Source organism: Kitasatospora sp. NPDC127111 (assembly GCF_042677465.1).
Classification (GTDB): Bacteria; Actinomycetota; Actinomycetes; order Streptomycetales; family Streptomycetaceae; genus Kitasatospora.
In genome coordinates, this window is sequence record NZ_JBHXTG010000052.1 from 29089 (window position 1) to 53319 (window position 24231).

At 72.4% G+C, this 24231-nt stretch carries 21 protein-coding genes; 15 read left to right on the forward strand and 6 right to left on the reverse strand.

Features of this window, described 5'->3' with window-relative positions; all coding sequences use genetic code 11:
• Positions 1–12: 12 nt before the first annotated feature.
• From ACFVHB_RS27090 to ACFVHB_RS27115, 6 genes are all read left to right on the forward strand, one after another.
• Complete coding sequence (locus tag ACFVHB_RS27090) at positions 13–339, forward strand: DUF2469 domain-containing protein (RefSeq protein ID WP_148642766.1); 327 nt, start codon at positions 13–15, stop codon at positions 337–339.
• Positions 340–507: 168 nt separating this feature from the next.
• A complete protein-coding gene (locus ACFVHB_RS27095) occupies positions 508–1065 on the forward strand; it encodes a YraN family protein (protein WP_380327421.1) in 558 nt (185 codons plus the stop codon).
• Position 1066: 1 nt separating this feature from the next.
• Positions 1067–2812 (forward strand): YifB family Mg chelatase-like AAA ATPase, encoded by a 1746-nt coding sequence (locus ACFVHB_RS27100; protein WP_380327423.1) that lies wholly within the window; start codon positions 1067–1069, stop codon positions 2810–2812.
• Positions 2809–3990, forward strand: coding sequence for a DNA-processing protein DprA (gene dprA / locus ACFVHB_RS27105; RefSeq protein ID WP_380327425.1), 1182 nt, complete (start codon positions 2809–2811; stop codon positions 3988–3990). Before ACFVHB_RS27100 ends, dprA begins: the two co-directional genes overlap by 4 nt.
• A gap of 612 nt (positions 3991–4602) precedes the next feature.
• On the forward strand, positions 4603–5469 hold the full coding sequence (gene whiG, locus ACFVHB_RS27110) for an RNA polymerase sigma factor WhiG (protein WP_380327476.1): 867 nt from the start codon (positions 4603–4605) through the stop codon (positions 5467–5469).
• Positions 5470–5552: 83 nt separating this feature from the next.
• Positions 5553–6125 (forward strand): TetR/AcrR family transcriptional regulator, encoded by a 573-nt coding sequence (locus ACFVHB_RS27115; RefSeq protein WP_380327478.1) that lies wholly within the window; start codon positions 5553–5555, stop codon positions 6123–6125.
• Positions 6126–6165: 40 nt separating this feature from the next.
• On the opposite strand, the gene ACFVHB_RS27120 is transcribed toward ACFVHB_RS27115, so the two are convergent.
• Positions 6166–6579: a murein hydrolase activator EnvC family protein gene (locus ACFVHB_RS27120; RefSeq protein WP_380327427.1), complete on the reverse strand. Its 414-nt coding sequence runs from the start codon at positions 6577–6579 to the stop codon at positions 6166–6168.
• Between the two features lie 936 nt (positions 6580–7515).
• On the opposite strand from ACFVHB_RS27120, the gene rpsB reads away from it, so the two are divergent.
• The 6 genes from rpsB (at position 7516) to rlmN (ending at position 13596) form a co-directional block, all read left to right on the forward strand.
• On the forward strand, positions 7516–8352 hold the full coding sequence (rpsB, locus tag ACFVHB_RS27125) for a 30S ribosomal protein S2 (protein ID WP_380327429.1): 837 nt from the start codon (positions 7516–7518) through the stop codon (positions 8350–8352).
• 129 nt (positions 8353–8481) lie between these two features.
• Positions 8482–9321 (forward strand): translation elongation factor Ts, encoded by an 840-nt coding sequence (tsf, locus tag ACFVHB_RS27130; protein ID WP_380327431.1) that lies wholly within the window; start codon positions 8482–8484, stop codon positions 9319–9321.
• Between the two features lie 263 nt (positions 9322–9584).
• Positions 9585–10349 (forward strand): UMP kinase, encoded by a 765-nt coding sequence (gene pyrH, locus ACFVHB_RS27135; RefSeq protein ID WP_360192477.1) that lies wholly within the window; start codon positions 9585–9587, stop codon positions 10347–10349.
• A gap of 118 nt (positions 10350–10467) precedes the next feature.
• Positions 10468–11025 carry a ribosome recycling factor gene (gene frr, locus ACFVHB_RS27140; RefSeq protein ID WP_380327433.1) on the forward strand — a complete coding sequence of 186 codons (558 nt, stop codon included), beginning with the start codon at positions 10468–10470 and terminating at the stop codon, positions 11023–11025.
• A 236-nt stretch (positions 11026–11261) separates the two neighbouring features.
• A complete protein-coding gene (locus tag ACFVHB_RS27145) occupies positions 11262–12404 on the forward strand; it encodes a phosphatidate cytidylyltransferase (protein ID WP_380327435.1) in 1143 nt (380 codons plus the stop codon).
• A gap of 91 nt (positions 12405–12495) precedes the next feature.
• Positions 12496–13596: a 23S rRNA (adenine(2503)-C(2))-methyltransferase RlmN gene (rlmN, locus tag ACFVHB_RS27150; RefSeq protein WP_380327437.1), complete on the forward strand. Its 1101-nt coding sequence runs from the start codon at positions 12496–12498 to the stop codon at positions 13594–13596.
• A gap of 36 nt (positions 13597–13632) precedes the next feature.
• Here the strand turns inward: rlmN and ACFVHB_RS27155 are convergent, their stop codons facing one another.
• The 4 genes from ACFVHB_RS27155 to ACFVHB_RS27170 all read right to left on the reverse strand — a co-directional run bounded on the left by ACFVHB_RS27155 (position 13633) and on the right by ACFVHB_RS27170 (position 17673).
• The gene (locus ACFVHB_RS27155) at positions 13633–14784 is read right to left on the reverse strand and encodes a hypothetical protein (RefSeq protein ID WP_380327439.1); all 1152 of its coding nucleotides are present in this window, start codon (positions 14782–14784) and stop codon (positions 13633–13635) included.
• A gap of 27 nt (positions 14785–14811) precedes the next feature.
• On the reverse strand, positions 14812–15597 hold the full coding sequence (locus ACFVHB_RS27160; RefSeq protein ID WP_380327441.1) for an ABC transporter ATP-binding protein: 786 nt from the start codon (positions 15595–15597) through the stop codon (positions 14812–14814).
• 211 nt (positions 15598–15808) lie between these two features.
• A complete protein-coding gene (locus ACFVHB_RS27165) occupies positions 15809–17203 on the reverse strand; it encodes an aspartate aminotransferase family protein (protein ID WP_360186265.1) in 1395 nt (464 codons plus the stop codon).
• Positions 17200–17673 (reverse strand): Lrp/AsnC family transcriptional regulator, encoded by a 474-nt coding sequence (locus tag ACFVHB_RS27170; RefSeq protein ID WP_030306695.1) that lies wholly within the window; start codon positions 17671–17673, stop codon positions 17200–17202. The genes ACFVHB_RS27165 and ACFVHB_RS27170 overlap by 4 nt, the downstream gene beginning before the upstream one ends.
• A 253-nt stretch (positions 17674–17926) precedes the next feature.
• Between ACFVHB_RS27170 and ACFVHB_RS27175 the strand changes: the two genes are divergently transcribed.
• From ACFVHB_RS27175 to ACFVHB_RS27185, 3 genes are all read left to right on the forward strand, one after another.
• Positions 17927–19420: a gamma-aminobutyraldehyde dehydrogenase gene (locus tag ACFVHB_RS27175; protein WP_380327443.1), complete on the forward strand. Its 1494-nt coding sequence runs from the start codon at positions 17927–17929 to the stop codon at positions 19418–19420.
• Positions 19421–19651: 231 nt separating this feature from the next.
• Complete coding sequence (locus ACFVHB_RS27180) at positions 19652–21010, forward strand: aspartate aminotransferase family protein (protein ID WP_380327445.1); 1359 nt, start codon at positions 19652–19654, stop codon at positions 21008–21010.
• Between the two features lie 65 nt (positions 21011–21075).
• A complete protein-coding gene (locus ACFVHB_RS27185; protein WP_380327447.1) occupies positions 21076–22275 on the forward strand; it encodes a spermidine/putrescine ABC transporter substrate-binding protein in 1200 nt (399 codons plus the stop codon).
• A 44-nt stretch (positions 22276–22319) separates the two neighbouring features.
• Here ACFVHB_RS27185 and ACFVHB_RS27190 read toward each other — a convergent pair whose 3' ends face one another.
• Complete coding sequence (locus tag ACFVHB_RS27190; RefSeq protein WP_380327449.1) at positions 22320–23972, reverse strand: PucR family transcriptional regulator; 1653 nt, start codon at positions 23970–23972, stop codon at positions 22320–22322.
• Between the last annotated feature and the right edge of the window lie 259 nt (positions 23973–24231).

The window sequence follows — 24231 nt, forward strand, 5'->3', positions numbered from 1 at the left end:
GGGGACGCCTGGATGAGTGCCGAAGATCTCGAGAAGTACGAGACCGAGATGGAGCTCAAGCTCTACCGGGAGTACCGGGACGTCGTCGGCCTGTTCAAGTACGTGATCGAGACCGAGCGACGTTTCTACCTCACCAACGACTACGAGCTGCAGGTGCACTCGGTCCAGGGCGAGGTCTTCTTCGAGGTGTCGATGGCGGATGCGTGGGTCTGGGACATGTACCGGCCGGCCCGGTTCGTCCGCAAGGTCCGGGTGCTGACCTTCAAGGACGTGAACATCGAGGAGCTCGCGAAGAGCGATCTGGAGCTGCCCTCGGACGACTCCGGCTTCGGGAACTGACGTTGGACCGTCCGGTCCAGCGGTGTCCAGGGGAATTCGCGGTTTTCCGGGATTCTCACCCCTGCGGGTGACGGAAGTTATCCACAGGGCCGAGTTATCCACAGGAAATAGCAAGCCTCTGGCCCGGTTCCGGGCTGCACGGAAACCTCCCCGGCGGAGGTGGTCACCGTGCAGGACACCAAGCGCACCAAGCGCACCACGCGCAAGCAGGCACCGCGGGCCCAGCAGACGCCGGCACCGAAGGGCGGTCCGGACCGGAACAGCCCGGACCGGACCGCCCCGGGCACGGGCAGCCCGGGGCGCGGCACCAACAACGGTCTCGGCCGTTACGGGGAGCGGGTGGCCGCCCGCCGCCTCGCCGAGAGCGGGCTGCGCATCCTGGACCGCAACTGGCGGTGCGTCGAGGGTGAGCTCGACATCGTCGCCCTCGACGGCGACACCCTCGCGGTCTGCGAGGTCAAGACCCGCTCCGAGCGGGGGTTCCAGCAGCCCAGCGAGGCCATCGACCAGGCCAAGGCCGCCCGGCTGCAGCGGCTCGCCGAGCGCTGGATGGCCGAGCGCTGGCCGGGCCACTTCGCCAGGCTGGCCGGCCCCGGGTACCAGCCCGCGCCCGCCGATCCGCAGTGGCCGCCGATCCCGCCGGGAGGCGTCCGGATCGACCTCGTGGCCGTCATCAACCGGGTCCGCGGCGCCGCCTCGGTGGACCACCTGCGGGGGGTGGTCTGAGATGGCCTTCGCCCGTACCTGCTCGGTGGCCCTGGTGGGTGTGGACGGCGTGATCGTCGAGGTCCAGGCCGACCTGGAGCCGGGGGTCGCCGCGTTCACCCTGGTCGGCCTGCCCGACAAGGCACTGTCCGAGGCCCGCGACCGGGTGCGCGCGGCCGTCGTGAACAGCGGCGAGGCCTGGCCGCAGCGGAAGCTGACGGTCGGGCTCAGCCCCGCCTCGGTGCCGAAGAGCGGCAGCGGCTTCGACCTCGCCGTCGCCTGCGCCGTGCTCGCCGCCGCGGAGCGGCTGGACCCGTCCTCCATCGCCGATCTGCTGATCATCGGCGAGCTCGGACTGGACGGCCGGGTGCGGCCGGTGCGCGGCGTGCTCCCGTCGGTGCTCGCCGCCTCCGACGCCGGATACCAACGGGTCGTGGTGGCGGAGCAGACCGCCGCCGAGGCAGCCCTCGTCCCGGGCGTCACCGTCATCGGCGTGCGCAGCCTGCGCCAGCTGATCGCCGTGCTGACCGGCACCCCGGCGCCGGAGGAGCCGCCCGACCCGATCAGCAGCCGCCCCGACACGCTGATGGCCGGGCTGATGCTCCCCACCGCGGGCGTGCGCGGCCTTCCCGACGACAAGGCGTCCCGGCTCGACATGGCCGACGTGGCCGGGCAGTACGAGGCGCGCCGGGCCCTGGAGATCGCCGCCGCCGGCGGTCACCACCTGTACCTGAAGGGCCCGCCGGGCGCGGGGAAGACGATGCTGGCCGAGCGGCTGCCCGCGCTGCTTCCCCCGCTGACCCAGAAGGAGGCCCTGGAGGTCACCGCCGTTCACTCCGTGGCGGGGCTCCTCCCGGCGGGCCGGCCACTCATCGACAGCCCGCCGTACTGCGCCCCGCACCACTCCACCACGATGCCGGCGATCGTCGGTGGCGGAAGCGGTCTGCCCCGACCGGGCGCGGTCTCGCTGGCGCACCGCGGCGTGCTCTTCCTGGACGAGGCGCCGGAATTCCCGGTCCGGGTCCTCGACGCCCTGCGCCAGCCGCTGGAATCGGGCGAGGTGGTGATCGCCCGCTCGGCCGGGTCGCTCCGGCTCCCGGCCAGGTTCCTGCTCTGCCTGGCGGCCAACCCCTGCCCCTGCGGGCGGTACTCCCGCCGGGGGGAGGGCTGCGAGTGCACGCCCGCGATGGTCAGCCGGTACCAGGGGCGGCTTTCCGGGCCGCTGCTCGACCGGGTCGACCTCCAGGTCCAGGTCGCCCCGGTGACCAGGGTCGAGTTGATGGAGCGCGACAGTACGGCCGAGACCACGGAGACCGTCGCGGCCCGGGTGCTGGCCGCGCGGGAGCGTGCGGCGGCCCGACTGGCCAACACGCCGTGGCGCACCAACGCCGAGGTGCCCGGCCATGAGCTGCGCACCCGCTGGCACCTGGCGCCCGGCGCGCTGAACGACGCCGCGCGTCAACTGGAACGAGGGCTGCTGACCGCCCGGGGCCTGGACCGGGTGCTCCGGGTCGCCTGGACGGTCGCCGACCTCGCGGGCCGCGACCGTCCGGACCAGCGCGACGTGCGGACCGCCCTGGTCATGCGGACCGGCGCCGAACACGGGCTGCCGCTGACCGAGCGCGCCTTCGGGCGGCCCGGTGCGCGCCCGCTCCCGGAGGACGCGCCGAAGGGCGGGAAGCAGGCCCGGCCCCGCCCCACCGACGTGACCGAGGACCGGGCGGCCCGCCCGGACGGCCGGCCCGAGCACGAGGAGACCCAATCGTGAACCAGACGATGAACCACCGTCAGCCTGTCGCCGGACCGGCCCCGGAGGCCGAGCCCGAACGCCTCGCCCGGGCGGTGCTGAGCCGGCTCAGCGAACCGGGTGATGCCGTCCTGGGCCGGTGGCTGTCCCAACTCCCCGCCGTCGACGTGGTCCGGGCGATCCGCGACGGGACCGTGCCCGACCACCCGGGGCTGGACGCGGACCGGTTGGCCGCCTACCGGGCCAGACTCGTCGGCGTGGATCCCGCCGCCGATCTGGAGCGGGTGCGAACTGCCGGCGGGCGCTTCATCATTCCGGGCGACATGGAGTGGCCGAGCCAACTGGACGATCTGGGAGACGGCAGACCGATCGGGCTCTGGCTGGCCGGGACGGGCTCGCTGCGCCTGCTCGCGCTCCGGTCGGTGGCGGTGGTCGGGGCACGGGCCTGTACGGCGTACGGCGCACACGTGGCGGGGGAGTTGTCGGCGCAGCTGGCCGAGCGCGGCTGGGTGGTGGTCTCGGGTGCGGCGTACGGGATCGACGCCGCCGCCCACCGGGGGGCGCTGGCCGTCGGCGGGATGACCGTCGGCGTCCTCGCCTGCGGTGTGGACGTGGCCTATCCGCGCGGCAACGCCGACCTGATCCGGCGGATCGCCTCCCAGGGGCTGCTGCTGAGCGAACTCCCGCCGGGGGAGCACCCGAACCGGTTCCGGTTCGTGCTGCGCAACCGGGTCATCGCGGCGCTCACCCGTGGCACGGTGGTGGTCGAGGCTGCGCTTCGCAGCGGGGCGCTCAGTACGGCCAGACGCGCCCGTGACCTCAACCGGCACACCATGGGCGTGGCGGGGCCGGTGACCTCCGCGCTGTCCGCCGGGGTGCACGCCCTGATCCGCAGCGGCGGGGCCACCCTGGTCACCGACGCGGCCGAGGTCGCCGAGTTGATCGGGGCGATCGGAGACGACCTGGCGCCGCAGCGAAGCGGTCCGGTGTTGCCCAGGGACCTGCTGGAACCGGCGGTGGCGCGGGTGCTGGAGGCCGTGCCGGCCACGGCGGAGGGCGCGCCGGTGGAGCGTCTGGCCCGGCAGTCGGGGCTGCCGCCGGACGAAGTCCTGCAACGCCTCTACGAGTTGGGCTCGCTCGGCTACGTCGAACGGCACGGCGCGCACTGGCGGTTGGTGAGGAGGAGGGGAGGCGACTGAGGGGAGGGACTGAGGCGCCCGGCTGGATGGCGGGGCGGAGCGGGTCGGGCGGCCACCCCGGCCGCGAGAGCCACGGTGACGACCGGGCAGGGAGGAGGTGGGGAAGGGAAGGCCGCGGTTCGTCCACCTGCGGTGCCCGGATCCGGCGACACGAACGCCACCGGATCGGGGGACGACCGAGTGGCGGTAGCACATTGCAGTGAGTCGGTCACGCTACGCTCGCCATGCCTTCCCTATCAGCACATGACTCGGCAGAACGGCGCAGACCAACGCATGCCCACACACATTCCCGGACACAGAGTGACCGGTGGCGCCCGGTCCTCGGGAGGGCCGCGGACCGAGCGGCGCCCCGTGACCGAGTTCCCGCCCAAGGCGACGGGTGCGATGGGGGCCCTCGCCCGGCAGGGCGGTCGGCCGGCGAACGCCGGGGCGTACGCCGACCGGCCGGGAGCGCCCGTTACACCGGACGCTCCCGAGCAACCCGGCGCCCCGGACGCCGAAGCCCCGGATGCCGAGGCCCTGGACGCGGAGGCCCCGGCCGCCGAAGCCCCGGGACCCGGAGCGCCCGACGCCGGAACCACCGCCGGAACGGTGCCCCCGCCCGCCGAGCGGGTGACCCCGGCGGTCGAGCCGTCGTCGCCCGCCGGAGCGCATGCCGCCGCCGGGGCGCACGGCACCGCCGAGGCGCCCGCGCCCCGGCGGGAGTCGGGCGCCCCCGAACGCAGCGCGCTCGAAGAGCTCTGGCGCGCCTACAAGGACACGGGTGACCAGCGGCTGCGGGAGCAGCTGATCCTGCACTACTCACCCCTCGTCAAATACGTCGCCGGCCGGGTCGGGGTCGGTCTGCCCTCCAACGTCGAGCAGGCCGACTTCGTCTCCTCCGGTGTCTTCGGGCTGATCGACGCGATCGAGAAGTTCGACATCGACCGCGCCATCAAGTTCGAGACGTACGCGATCAGCCGGATCCGCGGCGCGATCATCGATGAGCTCCGTGCGCTCGACTGGATCCCGCGCTCGGTGCGGCAGAAGGCCAAGGCCGTCGAACGGACGTACGCGACCCTGGAGGCCCGGCTGCGCCGGACGCCGCACGATCCCGAGGTCGCGGCCGAGATGGGCATCGCGATCGAGGACCTGCACACGATCTTCAGCCAGCTCTCCCTCGCGAACGTGGTGGCGCTCGACGAACTGCTCCACCCAGCCGGCGAGGGCGGGGACCGGCTGAGCCTGGTGGACACCCTGGAGGACCACGGCGCGGACAACCCCGTCGAGGTGGCCGAGGACCGGGAGCTGCGACGGCTGCTGGCCCAGGCGGTCAACACCCTCCCGGAGCGGGAGAAGACGGTGGTGACGCTCTACTACTACGAGGGGCTGACCCTCGCCGAGATCGGCCAGGTCCTCGGGGTGACGGAGAGCCGGGTCAGTCAGATCCACACCAAGTCGGTCCTGCAGCTGCGCGCCAAGCTGTCCGACATCCGGTAGGCGCGCCCGCGGTGCGCGGCGCCGTATCGGCCGGATGTAGGGCTCCGTACAGTGGGAGGGTGCCGAAGATCCGAGCGGCCACGTTGGCCGAGCATCGCCAGCTGCAGCGGGCAGCCCTCCTCGACGCTGCCCGCAGCCTCCTCACCGAAGGGGGGATGGAGGCATTGACCTTCCCCGCGCTCGCGGCGCGCACCGGGCTGGCGCGTTCCTCGGTCTACGAGTACTTCCGTTCCCGGGCCGCCGTGGTCGAGGTGCTCTGCGAGGTCGACTTCCCGCTGTGGGCGGCCGAGATCGAGGCTGGCATGGAGAGCTGCGACACCGCGGCCGGCCGGGTCGAGGCGTACGTCCGGGGCCAGCTCGCGCTCGCCGGGGACCCGCGCCACCGGGCGGTGGCGGCGATTTCGGCGCTGGAGCTGGACGAGGCGGCGCGCGAGCGCATCCGGGCGGCGCACGGGAAGCTGGTGGGTCTGGTGGTCCAGGCCCTGGAGGATCTCGGCCACGATCAGCCCCGGCTGGCGGCGGCGCTGCTCCAGGGGATCGTGGAGGCCGCCGTCCGGCAGACGGAACAGCGTGCCGGCGCCGGTCGAGCCGAGGAACCGGACGTGATCGCGGACGCCGCCGTCGCCCTCGCCCTGCACGGACTCGGCGGGAGCTGAGCGGAGAAGGGCGGGCGAAGGGGGCCGGAGGGGAGCGGATTCACCCGTCCCGGCCGAGCGGGAGCAGCCGTGCGGCTCCCGCACCGAACAGGGCCAGCGGGTCGAGGTAGCGCCCGCCGCGGAGCAGCCCCCAGTGCAGGCAGTCACGCCCGGCACAGTGACCGGTGGCGGGCGCGAGCCGTCCGATCACCTGACCGGCCGCGACCGTGGTGCCCACGGCGACGGTGCCGGTGACGGGCAGATAGGTGGTCCGCAGCGGGGGAGTGCCGGACGCGGGGTGCGTGACGGTGACCACCGGATGCCCGGCCACCAGGCCGGAGAAGGTGACCACACCGGGGGCGGCCGAGCGGATCTCCGCGCCCGGGGCAGCGGCCAGGTCGACGCCCCGGTGCCCGGCGGCCCACGGCTTCGGCGGCGCCTCGAAGCGCGCGACCAGCCCACCCGGCCCGCCCACCGGCCACGCCCGCCCGGAACCGGAGGCAGCCCCGCCATCGGAGCCGCTCCCGGCCCCACCCCCACCCCCACCCCCGGCCCCGACCCCGCCCCCGGCACGGCGTCCAGCGGCCGCATGCCCCACCGGCTCCGGCAAGGTGACCAGCAGCAGTGTCATCAGCACCAACAGCGCCAGCATCACCACCCGGCGGTCGCGCCCGGGCCCGGGCGGCACCGGCGCCGGTACAAGAACCAGCGATGAGGCGCGATCGGCGTCGGAAGCACCCGCCGGAACGGGAACGAGGAAGCCGGGAACCCCGGCGAAGCCGGCGGCAACGGCAGCAGCAGTCATGCGCCCGAGGCTCCCCGCGCTCCGCCACCCCGGCCAGCCCACCCCCGCTTCCTGTGGACAACCCGCCCCTGTGGACAACCGACGTCCCCCGAACGGCCGCCCCTTCCCCCGAACGGGCGGGCACACGCCCCCCGGCCCCGGGGCCGTCCCCCGACCGATCGCCGACCCCCCCGACCCACCCCCGCCCCGACCGATCGCCGACCCACCACCCCCGCCCCGCCGCGCCCCCACCCCACCTGCCTCGCCCCCTCACGGCCCACCCGTCCCGCTGGAGTCGCCCGCCGCTCGGCGCTTCCCGTACACTTCACACGCGACCCGGTCCGCCGGGTCGACTTCGCACGCCCCGCCACCGGTGGACGGATGCGGCTCAGCCGCCGCCCCCGCCAGGTGCGAGTGCCGCTCGGTCCGCCGAGCCCGACCGGTCCCGGACCGCTCGGGCAGAAGCGGCTCGGCACGTTCGGGGCGTCAGGCGTGGCTGTCACCTGGCCGCCACGGACAAAACCGAGCCTGACCCGGCCGTACGCAGACGCCCGAGCGGGGAGCGCCACCGCGCGAACCGTGACGTCGCTGTGCCAGAGCCGGGCGTAACACCTGAGGAGCACGGCTATGGCCGTCGTCACGATGCGGGAGCTGCTGGAGAGCGGCGTCCACTTCGGTCACCAGACCCGCCGCTGGAACCCGAAGATGAAGCGCTTCATCATCACCGAGCGCAACGGCATCTACATCATCGACCTCCTGCAGTCGCTGAACTACATCGACCGCGCCTTCGAGTTCATCAAGGAGACCGTTGCCCACGGCGGCAGCGTCCTCTTCGTCGGCACGAAGAAGCAGGCCCAGGAGGCCATCGCCGAGCAGGCCACCCGCGTGGGCATGCCCTACGTGAACCAGCGCTGGCTCGGCGGCATGCTGACCAACTTCTCGACCGTCTACAAGCGCCTGCAGCGCCTCAAGGAGCTCGGCGAGCTGGACTTCTCGGACGTGGCCGGCTCCGGCCTCACCAAGAAGGAGCTCCTGGTCCTCCAGCGCGAGCACGACAAGCTGGAGAAGACCCTCGGCGGTATCCGCGACATGCAGCGCGTTCCCAGCGCCGTCTGGATCGTGGACACCAAGAAGGAGCACATCGCGGTCGGCGAGGCCCGGAAGCTCAACATCCCGGTCGTCGCCATCCTCGACACCAACTGCGACCCCGACGAGGTCGACTACAAGATCCCGGGCAACGACGACGCGATCCGCTCCGTCACCCTGCTGACCCGTGTGATCGCCGACGCCGTCGCCGAGGGCCTCAAGGCCCGCGCGGGTGTCGCCAAGGGCGACGCGAAGGCCGAGCCGGGCGCCGACCAGCCGCTGGCCGACTGGGAGAAGGACATCCTCGAGGGCGAGAAGAAGGCCGAGGAGGCCCCCGCTGCCGAGGCCGCCGCCGAGGCTCCGGCCGAGCAGGCCTGACGTACCAAGGGTGAGGGGCACCCGCCGGTACGACACCGGTAGGTGCCCCTCTCTCCCGCGCCGGGACCGAACCAGCGGTCCCGGCGCAACCCCACGCAGACACGCGAGACGCGAGAAGAGATTCACACCATGGCGAACTTCACCGCCGCGGACGTCAAGAAGCTCCGTGAGCTCACCGGCGCCGGCATGATGGACTGCAAGAAGGCCCTGGACGAGGCCGAGGGCGACGTCCAGAAGGCCGTCGAGCTCCTGCGCATCAAGGGCCAGAAGGGCGTTGCCAAGCGCGAGGGCCGCGACGCCTCCAACGGCGCCGTTGCCGCGCTGATCGCCGAGGACAAGAAGTCCGGCGTCCTGGTCGAGCTGAACTGCGAGACCGACTTCGTCGCCAAGGGTGACAACTTCGTCCAGGTCGCCGACGCGATCGCCGCGCACGTCGCGAAGACCGCCCCGGCCGACCTGGACGCCGCCCTGGCTTCCGAGATCGAGGCCGGCAAGACCGTCCAGCAGTTCGTGGACGAGGCCAACGCGACCCTGGGCGAGAAGATCGTCTTCCGTCGCTTCGCCCAGTTCGACGGTGACGGCTTCGTCGCGGTCTACCTGCACAAGACCAGCCCCGACCTGCCGCCGGCCGTCGGCGTCCTGGTCGAGCTGGACAAGGAGAACGCCGAGGTCGCCAAGGACGTCGCGCAGCACATCGCCGCCTTCGCGCCGAAGTACCTGTCCCGCGAGGACATCCCGGCCGAGGACATCGAGAACGAGCGCCGCGTCGCCGAGGCCACCGCTCGCGAGGAGGGCAAGCCGGAGGCCGCCCTGCCGAAGATCGTCGAGGGTCGCGTCACCGGTTTCGTGAAGGAGAACTCCGTTCTGGAGCAGGCCTTCGCGAAGGACAACAAGAAGACCGTCGCCAAGGTCCTCGAGGAGAACGGCGTCGCCCTCAAGCGCTTCGCCCGCTTCCGCGTCGGCGCCTGAGCCACGTTCCACCGGACTCCCGGCACGCTTAGGCTGGGAACCGCCCCCGCCCGCTGACCAGGGCGGGAGGGACGCGCCGAACGGGCTCACCCCAGCGTCATCCGTCTACGGGCGGGCCGCGTCGGCACCATGAACGACGAGGAGGCCATTGCCGTGCAGGACACCGAACCGGTTCCCGCGGCAGTGGCCTCCTCGCGTGTACGCGCAGGCCTGGGATCCGCACCCCAGCGTCTGTGAACCAGTAGGTGTAGAAGGAGAAGTCCATGCAGGAGACGCAGGAGACCGCGCAGGACCCCCAGGACGGCTCGCGCCGCCGGGTGCTGCTGAAGCTGTCCGGTGAGGCCTTCGCCGGTGGTGGCGGGCTCGGCGTCGACCCGGACGTCGTGCACGCGATCGCCCGCGAGATCGCGACCGTCGTCCGCGCCGGTACCGAGGTAGCGGTGGTCATCGGCGGCGGCAACTTCTTCCGCGGCGCCGAGCTGCAGGTCCGCGGCATGGACCGGGCCCGCTCCGACTACATGGGCATGCTCGGCACCGTGATGAACTGCCTCGCGCTGCAGGACTTCCTGGTCAAGGAGGGCATCGAGACCCGGGTCCAGACCGCCATCACGATGGGCCAGGTCGCCGAGCCGTACCTGCCGCTGCGCGCCGTCCGGCACCTGGAGAAGGGCCGCGTGGTGATCTTCGGGGCGGGTATGGGCATGCCGTACTTCTCCACCGACACCACGGCCGTCCAGCGCGCGCTGGAGATCCACGCCGACGTGCTGCTGATGGGCAAGAACGGCGTGGACGGGGTCTACGACTCCGACCCCCGGACCAACCCGGACGCGGTCAAGTTCGACGCGCTGGAGTACTCCGAGGTCATCGCCCGCGACCTGAAGGTCGCCGACCTCACCGCGATCACGCTGTGCAAGGACAACAACCTCCCGATGCTGGTCTTCGAGCTGCTGGCGGAGGGCAATATCGCGCGTGCGGTCAAGAGTGAGAAGATCGGCACACTCATCAGCCAGGATTCTGTCCGGGCCTGAGCAGCACTCAGCCGTACCGGAGGGCACCGGCACCACGACCGGCGCCCTCCACACCGCGACCGGCTTCGACGCGACACCGGTCGGGACACCAGCAGATGAACCGGACAGGGAGTACACAGTGATCGAAGAGACCCTCCTCGAGGCCGAGGAGAAGATGGAGAAGGCCGTCGAGGTCGCCAAGAACGACTTCGCCGCCATCCGCACCGGCCGCGCCCACCCGGCGATGTTCGCCAAGATCGTGGCCGAGTACTACGGCGCCGTGACGCCGATCAACCAGCTGGCCTCCTTCTCCGTGCCGGAGCCGCGGATGGCGGTCGTCTCGCCGTTCGACAAGACCGCGCTGAAGGCCATCGAGCAGGCGATCCGCGACTCCGACCTGGGCGTCAACCCGAGCAACGACGGCTCCATCATCCGGGTGGTGCTCCCCGAGCTGACCGAGGAGCGCCGTCGCGAGTACATCAAGGTCGCCCGCGGCAAGGGCGAGGACGCCAAGGTCTCGATCCGTTCCGTGCGCCGCAAGGCCAAGGACGCCATCGACAAGCTGGTCAAGGACGGCGAGATCGGTGAGGACGAGGGCCGCCGTGCGGAGAAGGAGCTCGACGACACCACGGCCAAGTACGTGGCCAGCGTCGACGAGCTGCTGAAGCACAAGGAAGCCGAGCTGCTCGAAGTCTGATGAACGACGCCCCTGACGCCCCTGGCTATTGGGGCCCATCCGACCAGCAGTACCCGCAGTACCAGGAGCGGCAGCCCCAGCGGCAGCCGCAGCAGCCGCACCACCCGTACCAGCCCGTGCAGCCGGCGCACCAGCAGCCGGCGCCGGGAGCCGCTGTGGGTGACCCCGGTCACCGAACGGGTCACTCGCAGCAGCCCCCGGTGTACTGGGGCGGTGACGCGGAGGAGACTCAGGTCATGCCTCCCGTCCCGGCCGACCCAGGGCCCGCCCCCGCCGAGGGGCCGGCCCGGGAGGCCGGGCGGCTGAGCGGCCCGCTGTTCCGGGACGAGCAGCCCCGGGCGGCGGTGCCGGGTGCGTCGGAGACGGTCGTGCTCCGTGCGGTCACCGACGGTGCCGCTCCCGCACCCACCCGCGCCCCCGGCGGTCCGCCGCACCCGGGGGCCTCGGCGTACCCCGCGCCGTCCCAGAGCCACCCGGCGGCCGGGCAGCCCCACCCTGTGCCGTCGTCCCACCCAGGGCAGGAGACACCCGTGGCCCAGCCCGACCCGCAGCCGCAGGCGCGCAAGCAGCGCGGTGGTCGCAACCTCCAGGCCGCGATAGGCGTGGGGGTCGGCCTCGGTGCGGTGATCATCGCTTCGCTGTTCGTCGTCAAGGCGCTGTTCCTGGTCGTGGTGATGGCGGCCGTGTCGGTCGGCGTCTGGGAGCTGACCAGCCGGCTGTCCGAGCGCAAGCAGATCAAGGCGCCGCTGGTCCCGCTGGTCGCGGGCGGCATCGCGATGATCGCCACCGGCTACTGGTCCGGCGTGCAGTGGGCGGCGGCCTCGCTGGCGCTGACCGGGCTGGCGGTGATGGTCTGGCGGATGGCCGAGCCGCCGGAGAACTACCTGCGGGACATAACGGCGGGTGTGTTCACCGCCTTCTACGTGCCGTTCCTGGCCACCTTCGTGGCGCTGATGCTGGCGGCCGACGACGGCCCCCAGCGGATCGTGCTCTTCCTCATCGTGACGATCTGCAGCGACACCGGCGCCTACGCCGTGGGCTACAAGTTCGGGAAGACCAAGCTCGCCCCGACGATCAGCCCCGGCAAGACCCGCGAGGGCCTGGCCGGCGGCATCGGCCTGTCGATGCTGGCGGGCGCGCTGCTGATGCAGCTGATCATCGACGACGGCAGCTGGTGGCAGGGCCTGATCCTGGGCGGCTGCGCGGCGGTCACCGCGACCCTGGGCGACCTGGGCGAGTCGATGATCAAGCGCGACCTCGGCATCAAGGACATGGGCACGCTGCTGCCCGGCCACGGCGGCATCATGGACCGGCTGGACTCGCTCCTGCCGACCGCCCCGGTGGTCTGGCTGCTGCTGGCGGCCTTCGTCGGCAGCTGACCGACCGGAACCGAGCAGGGCCCCGGACGCCAGGCGTCCGGGGCCTTCGCCGTCCGCCCACCCCCGCGGCGTCTGCGACACTGGAACAACCATGCCTAAGCCCGGAGAACTCACGTTTGTCGCGCCGCGCGGCGCCAAGCCCCCGCGACACCTCGCCGATCTGAGCCCCGCCGAGCGCAAGGAGGCCGTCGCCGAGCTGGGCGAGCAGCCGTTCCGCGCGAAGCAGCTCTCCAACCACTACTTCGGCCGGATGTCGAACGACCCGGCGAACTGGACGGACATCCCCGCGGCCAGCCGGGAGAAGCTCACCGGGAGCCTGCTGCCGGAGCTGATGTCGGTGGTCCGGCACGTCTCGTGCGACGACGACACCACCCGCAAGACGCTCTGGAAGCTCTTCGACGGCACGCTCGTCGAGTCGGTGCTGATGCGTTACCCCGACCGGGTCACCATGTGCATCAGCTCGCAGGCCGGCTGCGGCATGAACTGCCCGTTCTGCGCCACCGGCCAGGCCGGGCTGACCCGCAACCTCTCCACCGCCGAGATCGTCGAGCAGATCGCGGCCGGGATGCGCGCGCTCAAGGCCGGCGAGATCCCGGGCGGCGAGGCCCGGCTGTCCAACGTCGTCTTCATGGGCATGGGCGAGCCGCTGGCCAACTACAACCGGGTGCTGGCCGCGATCCGTCGCCTCACCGACCCGGCGCCGGACGGCTTCGGGCTCTCCCAGCGCGGCATCACCGTGTCCACCGTGGGTCTCGTCCCCGCGATGAACCGGCTGGCCGACGAGGGGCTGTCCTGCCGGCTGGCGCTGTCGCTGCACGCCCCGGACGACGAGCTGCGGGACGAGCTGGTGCCGGTCAACACCCGGTGGAAGGTCGCCGAGGTGCTGGACGCGGCCTGGAACTACGCGGAGAAGTCCGGGCGCCGGATCTCCATCGAGTACGCGCTGATCAAGGACATCAACGACCAGGCGTGGCGGGCGGACCTGCTCGGCCGGCTGATCAAGAACCACCGGGTGCACGTCAACCTGATCCCGCTGAACCCGACCCCCGGTTCCAAGTGGACGGCCTCCCGGCCCGAGGACGAGCGGGAGTTCGTCCGCCGGCTCCAGGCGCACGGCGTGCCGACCACCGTCCGGGACACCCGGGGCCAGGAGATCGACGGCGCCTGCGGTCAGCTCGCCGCGGCGGGCTGACCGCGGCGGGCGGGCGGAGCCGGCCGGGGCGGTGGTTCAGCGGAGCCCGGCGGCCGCGAGGACAGCGGTCAGCCCGCCGGTGACCAGCAGCACCGTGCCGACCGCCAGGGTCCGCAGCGCCACCGCCCCGGCCAGCAGCCGGGGCGCGGCCCCGAGCCGCAGCAGCGCGTCGGCGACGTCCCGGCGGGCGCTGCGGAGCTCCGCCAGCCGGGCCACCACGGCGGCAGCCGTGCAGCCCAGCACCAGGCAGGCCTCGACGGCGGGCAGGGCGTCGGCGCTGTCGGGCGTGCCGATCCAGTAGCGGATGGTGGTGAGCACCAGCGCGAGCGCCAGGGCGAGCACGGCCAGCGGCGGCCCGAGCCGCCGGGCCTGCGCGGTGAGCCCGCGCCCGGCCAGCAGCCGCAGCGGGGTCGGCCGGCCGAGCGCGAGCAGCCGGCCGGCCCAGGAGAGCAGCGGGCCGGTGAGCAGGGCGAGGCCGAGGGCGCTCGCCGCCCAGCCGCCGAGGGCGGCGGTGCTGGTGGTGCCGAGGCCGGCGGGCAGGTGGATCGGGCGGCCGTCGACGGCGGCGCCGGGGCGCAGGGCGATCAGCTCCAGCGCGAGGCCGATCACGGTGAGGCCGACCGGCAGGGCGATCCGCCACGGGCCGAAGCCGGTCCGGGCGGGCCGCGGGCGGCCGGGCAGGGTCTCGGCGAGCGGTACCGCGCCGGCCGCGGCGACCCCGGCGGTCAGCGGGACCAGGGCGAGCAGGGTGATCGGCGCGGCGGCCGGCAGCCTGACGCCCATGCCGAGGTCGGCGGCGAGCGAGGGCCCGGCGATGTCGTTGCGCAGGACCAGGAAGAGCAGCAGGGTCAGCACCGAGCCGAGGGTGCAGGCGAGCGCGACCTCGCCGGCGATCAGGGCCCGGATCCGGGCCGCACCGGCACCGGCGGCGGTGAGGCCGGTGATCCGCTCGGGACGCTGGGCGGGCACCGCCCGGGCGGCCACCGCGGCGAACCACGCGACGGCGGCCAGCGGCGGCAGGCACCAGAGCAGCCGGGCGACGGTGTCGGCGCCGCCGGGCGGGTCGCTCATCGCCCGGCCGAGGGCCCGCAGCAGGAAGGCGGCGACGACCGCGCCGGCCACGGCGGTGAGCAGCCAGCGGCCGAGGTCGAGCACCCGGTAGCCCCGGGCCAGACGGAGATAGAACACGTCGACTCTTTCAGCGGCGGGGCGGCGTCAGCGGCGGGTGGCCGACACGGCGGACGCCCCGGCGGTTCCCGGCGCGGCGGTGGTTCCGGCCGTCCCGGCCGGGGTCGTGGTGGTGCGCGGCACGGGCGCGGCGGGGGCGGCCAGCCGCCCGTCGACGAGGGCGACGGCACGGTCCGCGAACCGGACGAGCTCGGGGTCGTGGGTGGCCAGGACGAGCGTGAGCTGGTGCGAGCGGGCCGCGCTGGTCAGTATCCGCAGGACTTGGTCGGCGGCCTCGCGGTGCAGCGGGGCGGTGGGGTCGTCGGCGAAGACGACCGGCGGCAGCGGGGCGAGCGCGCGGGCGACGGCGATCCGCTGGCGCTGGCTCTGGACCAGCCGGTCGGGTCGCAGCCGGGCGATCTCGCCGACGTCCAGGCGCTCCAGCCACTCGTCGGCGGCGGTGTACGCGGCCTTGTTGCCGGCCCCGGCCAGCAGCAGCGGCAGGGCGACGTTCTCCCGGGCGGTCAGTTCGGGCACCAGGTGCGGTTCGGAACCGACGAAGCCGAAGCGGTCGCGGCGCAGCCGCTCGCGGCCGGCCCGGCCGAGGGTGTGGACGGGGGAGCTGTTGAACCAGACCTCGCCCTCGTCGACCGGGAGGAGGGCGGAGAGACAACCGAGCAGGGTGCTCTTGCCGGAGCCGCGCGGGCCGGTGACGGCCAGCACCTCGCCCTCCCGGACGCCGAGCGAGATGCCGCGCAGGGCGGGGGTGCCGTGATGGGACTTGACGATCCCCCGGGCCCACAGCACGTCGTTGTCAGGCGGGGCCGCTGACATGAGGTTCCATCCTGGGTGGCCGCAGGGATATGACAGTCGTCAGATTAGAACGATTGGGGCCGGGCGCGGGTGCGGCGCACTGGTCCATCGGGGGCAAATCACCCGCAATCAGGCGTGTTTGGTCGGGGTGATCGGCCGGAAACACCGAAGGGCGGCCCCGCGGGAAACGGGACCGCCCTTCGGCGGAGGGTGGGGAAGAAGGATCAGGTGATCAGAGCTTCGCCCACGCGTCGGTGAGGCTGGTCCGCAGGATCTGCTCGATCTCGTCGAAGGTCGACTGGTCGGAGATCAGCGGCGGGGCCAGCTGGACGACCGGGTCGCCACGGTCGTCGGCGCGGCAGTACAGGCCGTTGTCGAAGAGCGCCTTCGACAGGAAGCCGTAGAGCACGCGCTCGGTCTCCTCGTCGTTGAAGGTCTCCTTGGTGACCTTGTCCTTGACGAGCTCGATGCCGTAGAAGTACCCGTTGCCGCGGACGTCGCCGACGATCGGCAGGTCGCGCAGCTTGCTCAGGGTGCCGAGGAAGCGCGACTCGTTGTCGAGCACGTGCTGGTTCAGGCCCTCGCGCTCGAAGATGTCGAGGTTGGCCAGCGCCACGGCGGAGGAGACCGGGTGCCCGGCGAAGGTGTAGCCGTGCAGGAAGGTGTTGTCACCCTTGTAGAACGGCTCGGCGATGCGGTCCGAGATGATCGTGGCGCCGATCGGGGAGTAGCCCGAGGTCATGCCCTTGGCGCAGGTGATCATGTCCGGCACGTAGCCGAACTTGTCGGCGCCGAACATGGTGCCGAGGCGGCCGAAGGCGCAGATGACCTCGTCCGAGACCAGCAGCACGTCGTGGCGGTCGCAGATCTCGCGCAGGCGCTGGAAGTACCCGGGCGGCGGCGGGAAGCAGCCACCGGCGTTCTGCACCGGCTCGACGAAGACGGCGGCCACGGTCTCGGGGCCCTCGAAGAGGATCGCCTCCTCGACCTGGTCGGCGCACCAGCGGCCGTAGGCCTCGGGGTCGACGGTGCCGTCGGGGCCCTCGAGGTACTGCGGGGCGCGGTAGATGTTGGTGTTCGGGGCCTTGTGGGTGCCCGGCACCAGCGGCTCGAACGGGGCCTTCAGGCCCGGCAGGCCGGTGATCGACAGGGCGCCCTGGGGGGTGCCGTGGTAGGCGATGGCCCGGGAGATGACCTTGTACTTGGTCGGCTTGCCGGTCAGCTTGAAGTACTGCTTGGCGAGCTTCCAGGCGGTCTCGACGGCCTCGCCGCCACCGGTGGAGAAGAAGACCTTGTTCAGGTCACCCGGGGCGTAGTTCGCGAGGCGCTCGGCCAGCTCGACGGCCTTCGGGTGCGCGTAGCTCCAGATCGGGAAGAACGCGAGTTCCTTGGCCTGCTTGGCGGCGACCTCGGCGAGCTCGGTGCGGCCGTGACCGGCCTGCACGACGAACAGGCCGGCCAGGCCGTCGATGTACTTCCGGCCCTTGTCGTCCCAGATGTAGGTGCCTTCGCCCTTGACGATCGTCGGCACGGGGGAGTTCTCGTACGACGACATGCGGGTGAAGTGCATCCACAGGTGGTCGTAGGCGGTCTTGGAAAGGTCCTTCTGCGCCGGGTCGGCTGTCATCGGGTGCCCCAGGTGTAGGTCTGTTTCCGGAGCTTCAGGTAAACGAAGCTCTCGGTGCTCCGCACGCCGGGAAGCGCGCGGATGCGCTTGTTGATCATTTCGAGCAGGTGCTCGTCGTCCTCGCAGACCAGTTCGGCCAGGAGGTCGAACGAGCCTGCGGTGCAGACGACGTAGTCGACCTCGTCGAGGGCGGCCAGCGCGTCGGCGACGGGCTCGATGTCGCCCTCGACCCGGATTCCGACCATCGCCTGGCGGGTGAAGCCGACGGTGAGCGGGTCCGTGACGGCGACGATCTGCATCACGCCCTGGTCGAGCAGCTTCTGGACGCGCTGTCGTACGGCCGCCTCGGACAGGCCGACGGCCTTGCCGATGGCGGCGTACGGGCGGCGCCCGTCCTCCTGGAGCTGCTCGATGATCGCCTTGGAGGCGGCGTCGAGGGGAACGCTGGCGTTCCGGTCGCGGTTGGCCACGCCGCAACTGTGCCTGATCGTTCCCACGTTCGCAAGCGAGGAAACTACTGATTTCGTTGCGATCTTGGAAAACGCGTACGGATTTCATCGCGTGGCCGGACTTGGCCTGTCGAACTCGGCAGTAGTCCCGCTACCCTGGCCACGGTACGCGCGCTGCTCCGCAGCGCCGCGCGCGTTCCGCCAAATCAGTGGACCGCGCCGCTTCCGGCGCGGCCATTCGGCGCCCTTCGTCCGTCGCATCCGCCGACGTACCATGGCGCCGGAATCTGCAACGCCGCAGGCCCAGACCGAGGAGAGACCCGTGAGCGACCTTCGCACGCTGCGTAACTACATCAACGGTGAGTTCGTCGATGCGGCGGACGGCCGCACGCTCGACATCGTGGACCCCACCACCGGTGAGGTCTACGCGACGTCGCCGCTGTCGGGCGCCTCCGACGTCGACGCCGCCATGGCCGCCGCCGAGGCGGCGTTCCCGGCCTGGCGCGACGCCACCCCGAGCACCCGGCAGAAGCTGCTGCTCAAGATCGCGGACGCGGTCGAGGCGCGCGCCGACGAGATCGTCGACGCCGAGGTGCGCAACACCGGCAAGCCGCGCGCGCTGACCCTCTCCGAGGAGATCGGCCCGATGGTGGACCAGATCCGCTTCTTCGCCGGCGCCGCCCGCCTGCTGGAGGGCAAGGCCGCGGGCGAGTACATGGACGGGATGACCTCGATCATCCGCCGCGAGCCGGTCGGCGTCTGTGCCCAGGTCGCGCCCTGGAACTACCCGATGATGATGGCCGTCTGGAAGTTCGCCCCGGCCATCGCCGCGGGCAACACCGTGGTGCTCAAGCCCTCCGACACCACCCCGGCCTCCACCGTGCTGCTGGCCGAGATCATCGGCGGCATCCTCAAGGAGCTGGAGCTGCCGGCCGGCGTCTTCAACGTCATCTGCGGTGACCGCGAGACCGGCAAGCTGATGGTCGAGCACAAGACCCCGGCGATGGCCTCCATCACCGGCTCGGTGCGCGCCGGCATCTCGGTCGCCGAGTCCGCCTCCAAGGACGTCAAGCGCGTCCACCTGGAGCTGGGCGGCAAGGCCCCGGTCGTGGTCTTCGAGGACGCCGACATCGCCGAGGCGGTCGAGGGCATCTCGGTGGCCGGCTTCTTCAACGCCGGCCAGGACTGTACGGCCGCCACCCGCGTGCTGGTGCACGAGTCGATCCACGACGCCTTCGTCGAGGCGCTGGCCAAGGCCGCGGCCGAGACCAAGACCGGTGGCGTGGACGACGAGGACGTGCTCTACGGCCCGCTGAACAACGCCAACCAGCTGAAGCAGGTCTCCGGCTTCATCGAGCGCCTGCCCTCGCACGCCAAGGTCGAGGCCGGTGGCCACCAGGTCGGCGACAAGGGCTACTTCTACGCCCCGACCGTCGTCTCCGGCCTGAACCAGGACGACGAGATCATCCAGAACGAGGTCTTCGGCCCGGTCATCACCGTGCAGAAGTTCACCGACGAGGACCAGGCCGTCGACTACGCCAACGGCGTCGAGTACGCGCTGGCCTCCTCGGTGTGGACCAAGGACCACGCCCGCGCCATGCGGATGTCGCGCCGGCTGGACTTCGGCTGCGTGTGGATCAACACCCACATCCCGCTGGTCGCCGAGATGCCGCACGGTGGCTTCAAGAAGTCCGGCTACGGCAAGGACCTCTCCTCCTACGGCTTCGAGGACTACACGCGCGTCAAGCACGTCATGACCGCGATCTAGCGGGTCATGACCATCGGATCGGGTCGTGACCATCGGATCCGTATGACCGCGATCTAGCGGGTCATGACCGATCGGATCCGTATGACCGCGATCTGATCAATCGTCTGATCTGACAATGGGCCCGGGTCGTTTCGACCCGGGCCCCGTGTCTTGTCACCCTGTCGGCCGATCGCGTGACCGCCTGACAAGATGAACCTGCCCTTCGCGCGCGGCACTCCCTAGCCTTGCGGCATGAGCATCCCCACCGCTGACTCAGCCGCCGGCCAGGCCGTCAAGGCCGCCGACCGCGCGCACGTCTTCCACTCGTGGTCCGCCCAGGCGCTGATCGACCCCCTCGCGGTGGCCGGCGCCGAGGGCTCCTACTTCTGGGACTACGAGGGCAACCGCTACCTGGACTTCTCCTCGCAGCTGGTGAACACCAACATCGGGCACCAGCACCCGAAGGTGGTCGCGGCGATCCAGGAGCAGGCCGCGAAGCTCTGCACCATCGCGCCCGGCTTCGCCGTCGAGTCCCGCAGCGAGGCGGCCCGGCTGATCGCCGAGCGCACCCCCGGCGACCTCGACAAGATCTTCTTCACCAACGGCGGCGCCGAGGCCAACGAGAACGCCATCCGGCTGGCCCGGCTGCACACCGGCCGGCAGAAGATCATGTCGACCTACCGCTCGTACCACGGCGCCACCGCCAACGCGATCGCCCTCACCGGCGACCCGCGCCGCTGGGCCAACGAGACCGGCGTCTCCGGCGTCGTCCACTTCTGGGGCCCCTACGCCTACCGCTCGAACTTCCACGCCGCGAACGAGGCGCAGGAGTGCGAGCGCGCGCTGCGGCACCTGGAGGAGGTGATCGCCTTCGAGGGGCCGGGCACCATCGCGGCGATCATCCTGGAGACGGTGGTCGGCACCGCCGGCATCCTGATCCCGCCGCCGGGCTACCTGGCGGGGGTGCGGGAGATCTGCGACCGGTACGGGATCGTCTTCATCCTGGACGAGGTGATGGCCGGCTTCGGCCGCACCGGCGAGTGGTTCGCCGCCGACCACTGGGGCGTCACCCCGGACCTGCTGACCTTCGCCAAGGGCGTCAACTCCGGCTACGTGCCGCTGGGCGGCGTGGCGATCAGCGCGGAGATCGCCGCCGACTTCGCCGAGCGGCCCTTCCCCGGCGGGCTCACCTACTCCGGCCACCCGCTCGCCTGCGCCTCGGCCGTCGCCACCATCAACACGATGGCGGAGGAGGGCATCGTCGAGAACGCGAAGCACATCGGTGACGACGTGCTCGGCCCCGGCCTGCGCGAGCTGGCCGAGCGCCACCCGTCGATCGGCGAGGTGCGCGGCCTCGGCGTGTTCTGGGCGCTGGACCTGGTGAAGGACCGGGCCACCCGCGAGCCGCTGGTGCCGTACAACGCGGCCGGCGCCGCCAACGCGCCGATGGCCGAGCTGGCCGCCGCCTGCAAGCAGCGCGGCCTCTGGCCGTTCGTCAACATGAACCGGTTCCACGTCGTCCCGCCGTGCACCATCACGGAGGAGGAGGCGAAGACCGGCCTGGCGGTGCTCGACGAGGTGCTGTCGCTCACCGACGCGCACACCGTCTGACGTACCGACAGGACGGCCCCGGGTGCCCGTGCGCCCGGGGCCGTCCCACGCCCCGGAGGCCCACCATGTCCCGCACCACCCCCACCCGCCGCCCGGCCGGCCGCCGGAGGCCCACCCGCCGCAGCGTGCTCGGCACCGCCGGGCTGCTCGGCGTCACCACCCTGACCGGCTGCGGCATCCCGTCCGCGTACGTCGCCGAGGACCGTCGCTCGGCGCCCGACCGCTCGGAGCGGGAGCAGCGGCTGGCCTTCTCCAACTGGACCCAGTACATCGACACGGACGACGAGGGCCGGCGGCCGACCCTGGACGCGTTCACCGAGCGGACCGGGATCGCGGTCACGTACACCGAGGACATCAACGACAACGACGAGTTCTTCGGGAAGATCGGCCCGGTGCTCACCCAGGGCACCGACCCCGGCCGCGACCTGATGGTGGTCAGCGACTGGATGGCCGGGCGGTACGTCTCGCTCGGCTGGGTGCAGACCATGGACCGGGCCAACCTCCCCAACGTCACGGCCCACCTGGACCCGCAGCTGGCCTCCCCGGCCTTCGACCCCGGGCGCCGGCGCAGCGTTCCGTGGCAGTCCGGGATCACCGGCATCGCGTACAACCGCAAGGAGCTGGGCCGCGAGCTCAGGTCCACCGCCGACCTCTGGGCGCCCGACCTCAAGGGCCGGGTCACGCTGTTCGCCGGGCTGGACGAGGCGCTCGGCCTGCTGATGCTGTCGCACGGCGCCGACCTCGCGGCCTTCACCGACGACGACGCGCACCGGGCGATGGACCTGGTGCAGCGGATGGTCGACGCCCGGCACATCCGCCGCTTCACCGGCAACGACTACACCAGCGACCTGGCCTCCGGCGCCGCGCTGGCCTGCCAGGCGTACTCCGGCGACGCCGTCCAGCTCACCGCCGAGAACCCGGACATCGCCTTCGTGGTGCCCGAGGAGGGCGGCGAGCTCTGGGCCGAGAGCCTGCTGATCCCGAACCGGGCCGGGCACAAGCGCAACGCCGAGCTGCTGATCGACCACTACTACCAGCCCGAGGTGGCCGCCGAACTGGCCGCCGCCGTGCAGTACATCTGCCCGGTGCCGGCGGCCCGCGAGGTGCTGGCGGCCAGCGGGGAGAAGGAGAAGGCGGAGCTGGCGGAACACCCGCTGGTCTTCCCGACCGAGGAGATGCGCGCCCGGCTGCACACCATGCGCGACGTCACCTCGGCCGAGCGGCCCGGCCTGCACAAGGTCTGGGGCCGCATCACCGGGGTCTGACCCCCGCGCCGGCCCGCCGGCCCACCGGGGCGCCGGGGCCCGGCCTACCGGCGCACCGCGTCCAGCGCGAGCAGGGCGACGTGCAGGGAGAGGCAGGACTCGACCTGGTCGAGGTCGACGCCGAGGATCCGCTCGACCTTGTGCAGCCGGTCGTAGAACGACGGCCGGGACAGGTGCGCGGCGTCGGCCGCCGCGGACTTGTTCCGGCCCTGCTCCAGGTAGATCCGCAACATCTGCACCAGCTGGGAGTTGTGCTCGGCGTCGTAGGCGAGCAGCGGTCCCAGCTCGCGCTCCACGTAGGTCTGCAGCCGGGCGTCGTCGCGCAGCAGGTGCAGCAGGCCGCGCAGCCGGACATCGGGGAGCCGGTAGTACGCGGCCGCCCGCCCGCCGGGGGCGTCGTGCAGGGCGGCGTCGGCGACCTGGGTGGCCTCCAGCAAGGTGCGCCGGGCGTCCCGGACCGACCCGACCGAGGAGCCGGCCGCGACCACCGGGGCCGGGGCGGGGGAGCCGTCGCGGTGCGCCTCCGCGGTGAGCCGGCGCAGCGCCGCGGCGAAGGCGTCCAGCGCGGCGTGTTCGTCCTGCTGGGCGCCGAGCGCGATCAGCACGCCCACGCCCTCGTCGTCCAGCGCGCCGACCAGGGCGGAGAGCCGGCAGCTCCGGACGGCGCTCGCCGCCAGCTCGGTGAAGTCGCGCAGCCGGGCCTGCGCCTCCAGGGCGGCCGGGATCGGCCCGCGGCGCTGCCGCAGCACCACGCCGACCAGCCGCCGGCCGTCCAGCGGCACGCCGAGCGCCTGGGCGCGCAGGGCCACCTCGGAGACGGTCAGCGCGTGGGTGAGGATGCCGGACAGCAGGGTGCGGTGGGTCTGCCGCTCCAGGCTCTCCCGGTCGCGGACCACCAGCCGGTTGAGCGCCAGCGCGGAGGCGCCGCGCTCCAGCAGCATGGTGTGCGGGTGGGCGCCGCCGTCCGGCAGCGGACCGGGGTCCTGCACCAGGACGAGCCGGCCCCAGTCCTGGCCGCGGGCGCCGACGGTGGTCACCAGCCAGCCGCTGCGCGGGTCGTGGCCGGTGCGTCCGGCCGGACGGACCCCGCGCGAGCGGCGTTCCCAGTCCTCCAGCAGTTCCGTCTCGGGCCGGCCGGCGGTGTCGTGCGCCAGCACCTGGTGGGCGAGGTTCTCCAGGACGACCGGCCCGCCGGCCATCCGGGCCACCTGGCGGACCACCTCGGCCGGTTCGGCGCCCTCCACCACCAGCTCGTTGAAGACCTGGTGGACCGCCTCCGAGGTGCGCAGCTGCTCCAGCTGGGCGTTGACGACCAGGGCGTGCACGGCCTCGGTGACGGCGACGAAGCGCAGCTCGCGGCGGAGCGCGATCAGCGGCAGGCCGCGCTGCTCGGCGGCGTGCACCAGGGCGCGCGGCAGCGTGTCGAAGTAGCGCCGGCCGAACTCGATGACCAGCCCGGCGACGCCGACCTCGTCCAGCTCGCGGACGTACCGGGCCAGGCCCTCGCGGTCCTCGGGCAGCGCGATGCCGGTGGTCAGCACCAGCTCGCCGCCCTGCAGGACGCCGGCGACGTCGGGCAGTTCGCTGACGTGGACCCAGCGGACCGGGCGCTCCAGGTGGCCGGCGCCGGCGACGACCTGGGGGAGGCCGCGCCGCATCACCTCCAGGTCGAGAACGCGGGCGACGGTGGGGAGCATCGCGGGCCTCCAGGGTCCAGAGTGTCAGGTAAATCATCCATCGCGGCGACGACTTGTCGCCCTGACCGAACCCTTGCACCCTGTAAGGCTCTTCACGCCGGGCTTGCCGAAGTGACCCTTGTCACGCTCCGGCGCCAACGGGCATGGTCAGCGGGTCGGCTGCGGCGGGAACACGACATCACCGCCGGAATCCGTCGCGTAACCGGAAAGCAACAGCGGGATCCCTTGCCGGGGTAACGCACGGCTGTCAGGATCGCGC

Bases quoted from the DNA above. Each gene is read 5' to 3' on its own strand.
- ACFVHB_RS27090 (WP_148642766.1), top strand. From the start codon at position 13: ATGAGTGCCGAAGATCTCGAGAAGTACGAGACCGAGATGGAGCTCAAG.
- ACFVHB_RS27100 (WP_380327423.1), top strand. From the start codon at position 1,067: ATGGCCTTCGCCCGTACCTGCTCGGTGGCCCTGGTGGGTGTGGACGGC.
- rpsB (WP_380327429.1), top strand. From the start codon at position 7,516: ATGGCCGTCGTCACGATGCGGGAGCTGCTGGAGAGCGGCGTCCACTTC.
- tsf (WP_380327431.1), top strand. From the start codon at position 8,482: ATGGCGAACTTCACCGCCGCGGACGTCAAGAAGCTCCGTGAGCTCACC.
- pyrH (WP_360192477.1), top strand. From the start codon at position 9,585: ATGCAGGAGACGCAGGAGACCGCGCAGGACCCCCAGGACGGCTCGCGC.
- ACFVHB_RS27145 (WP_380327435.1), top strand. From the start codon at position 11,262: ATGCCTCCCGTCCCGGCCGACCCAGGGCCCGCCCCCGCCGAGGGGCCG.
- rlmN (WP_380327437.1), top strand. From the start codon at position 12,496: ATGCCTAAGCCCGGAGAACTCACGTTTGTCGCGCCGCGCGGCGCCAAG.
- ACFVHB_RS27160 (WP_380327441.1), bottom strand. From the start codon at position 15,597: ATGTCAGCGGCCCCGCCTGACAACGACGTGCTGTGGGCCCGGGGGATC.
- ACFVHB_RS27165 (WP_360186265.1), bottom strand. From the start codon at position 17,203: ATGACAGCCGACCCGGCGCAGAAGGACCTTTCCAAGACCGCCTACGAC.
- ACFVHB_RS27175 (WP_380327443.1), top strand. From the start codon at position 17,927: ATGGCGCCGGAATCTGCAACGCCGCAGGCCCAGACCGAGGAGAGACCC.
- ACFVHB_RS27180 (WP_380327445.1), top strand. From the start codon at position 19,652: ATGAGCATCCCCACCGCTGACTCAGCCGCCGGCCAGGCCGTCAAGGCC.
- ACFVHB_RS27185 (WP_380327447.1), top strand. From the start codon at position 21,076: ATGTCCCGCACCACCCCCACCCGCCGCCCGGCCGGCCGCCGGAGGCCC.
- ACFVHB_RS27190 (WP_380327449.1), bottom strand. From the start codon at position 23,972: ATGCTCCCCACCGTCGCCCGCGTTCTCGACCTGGAGGTGATGCGGCGC.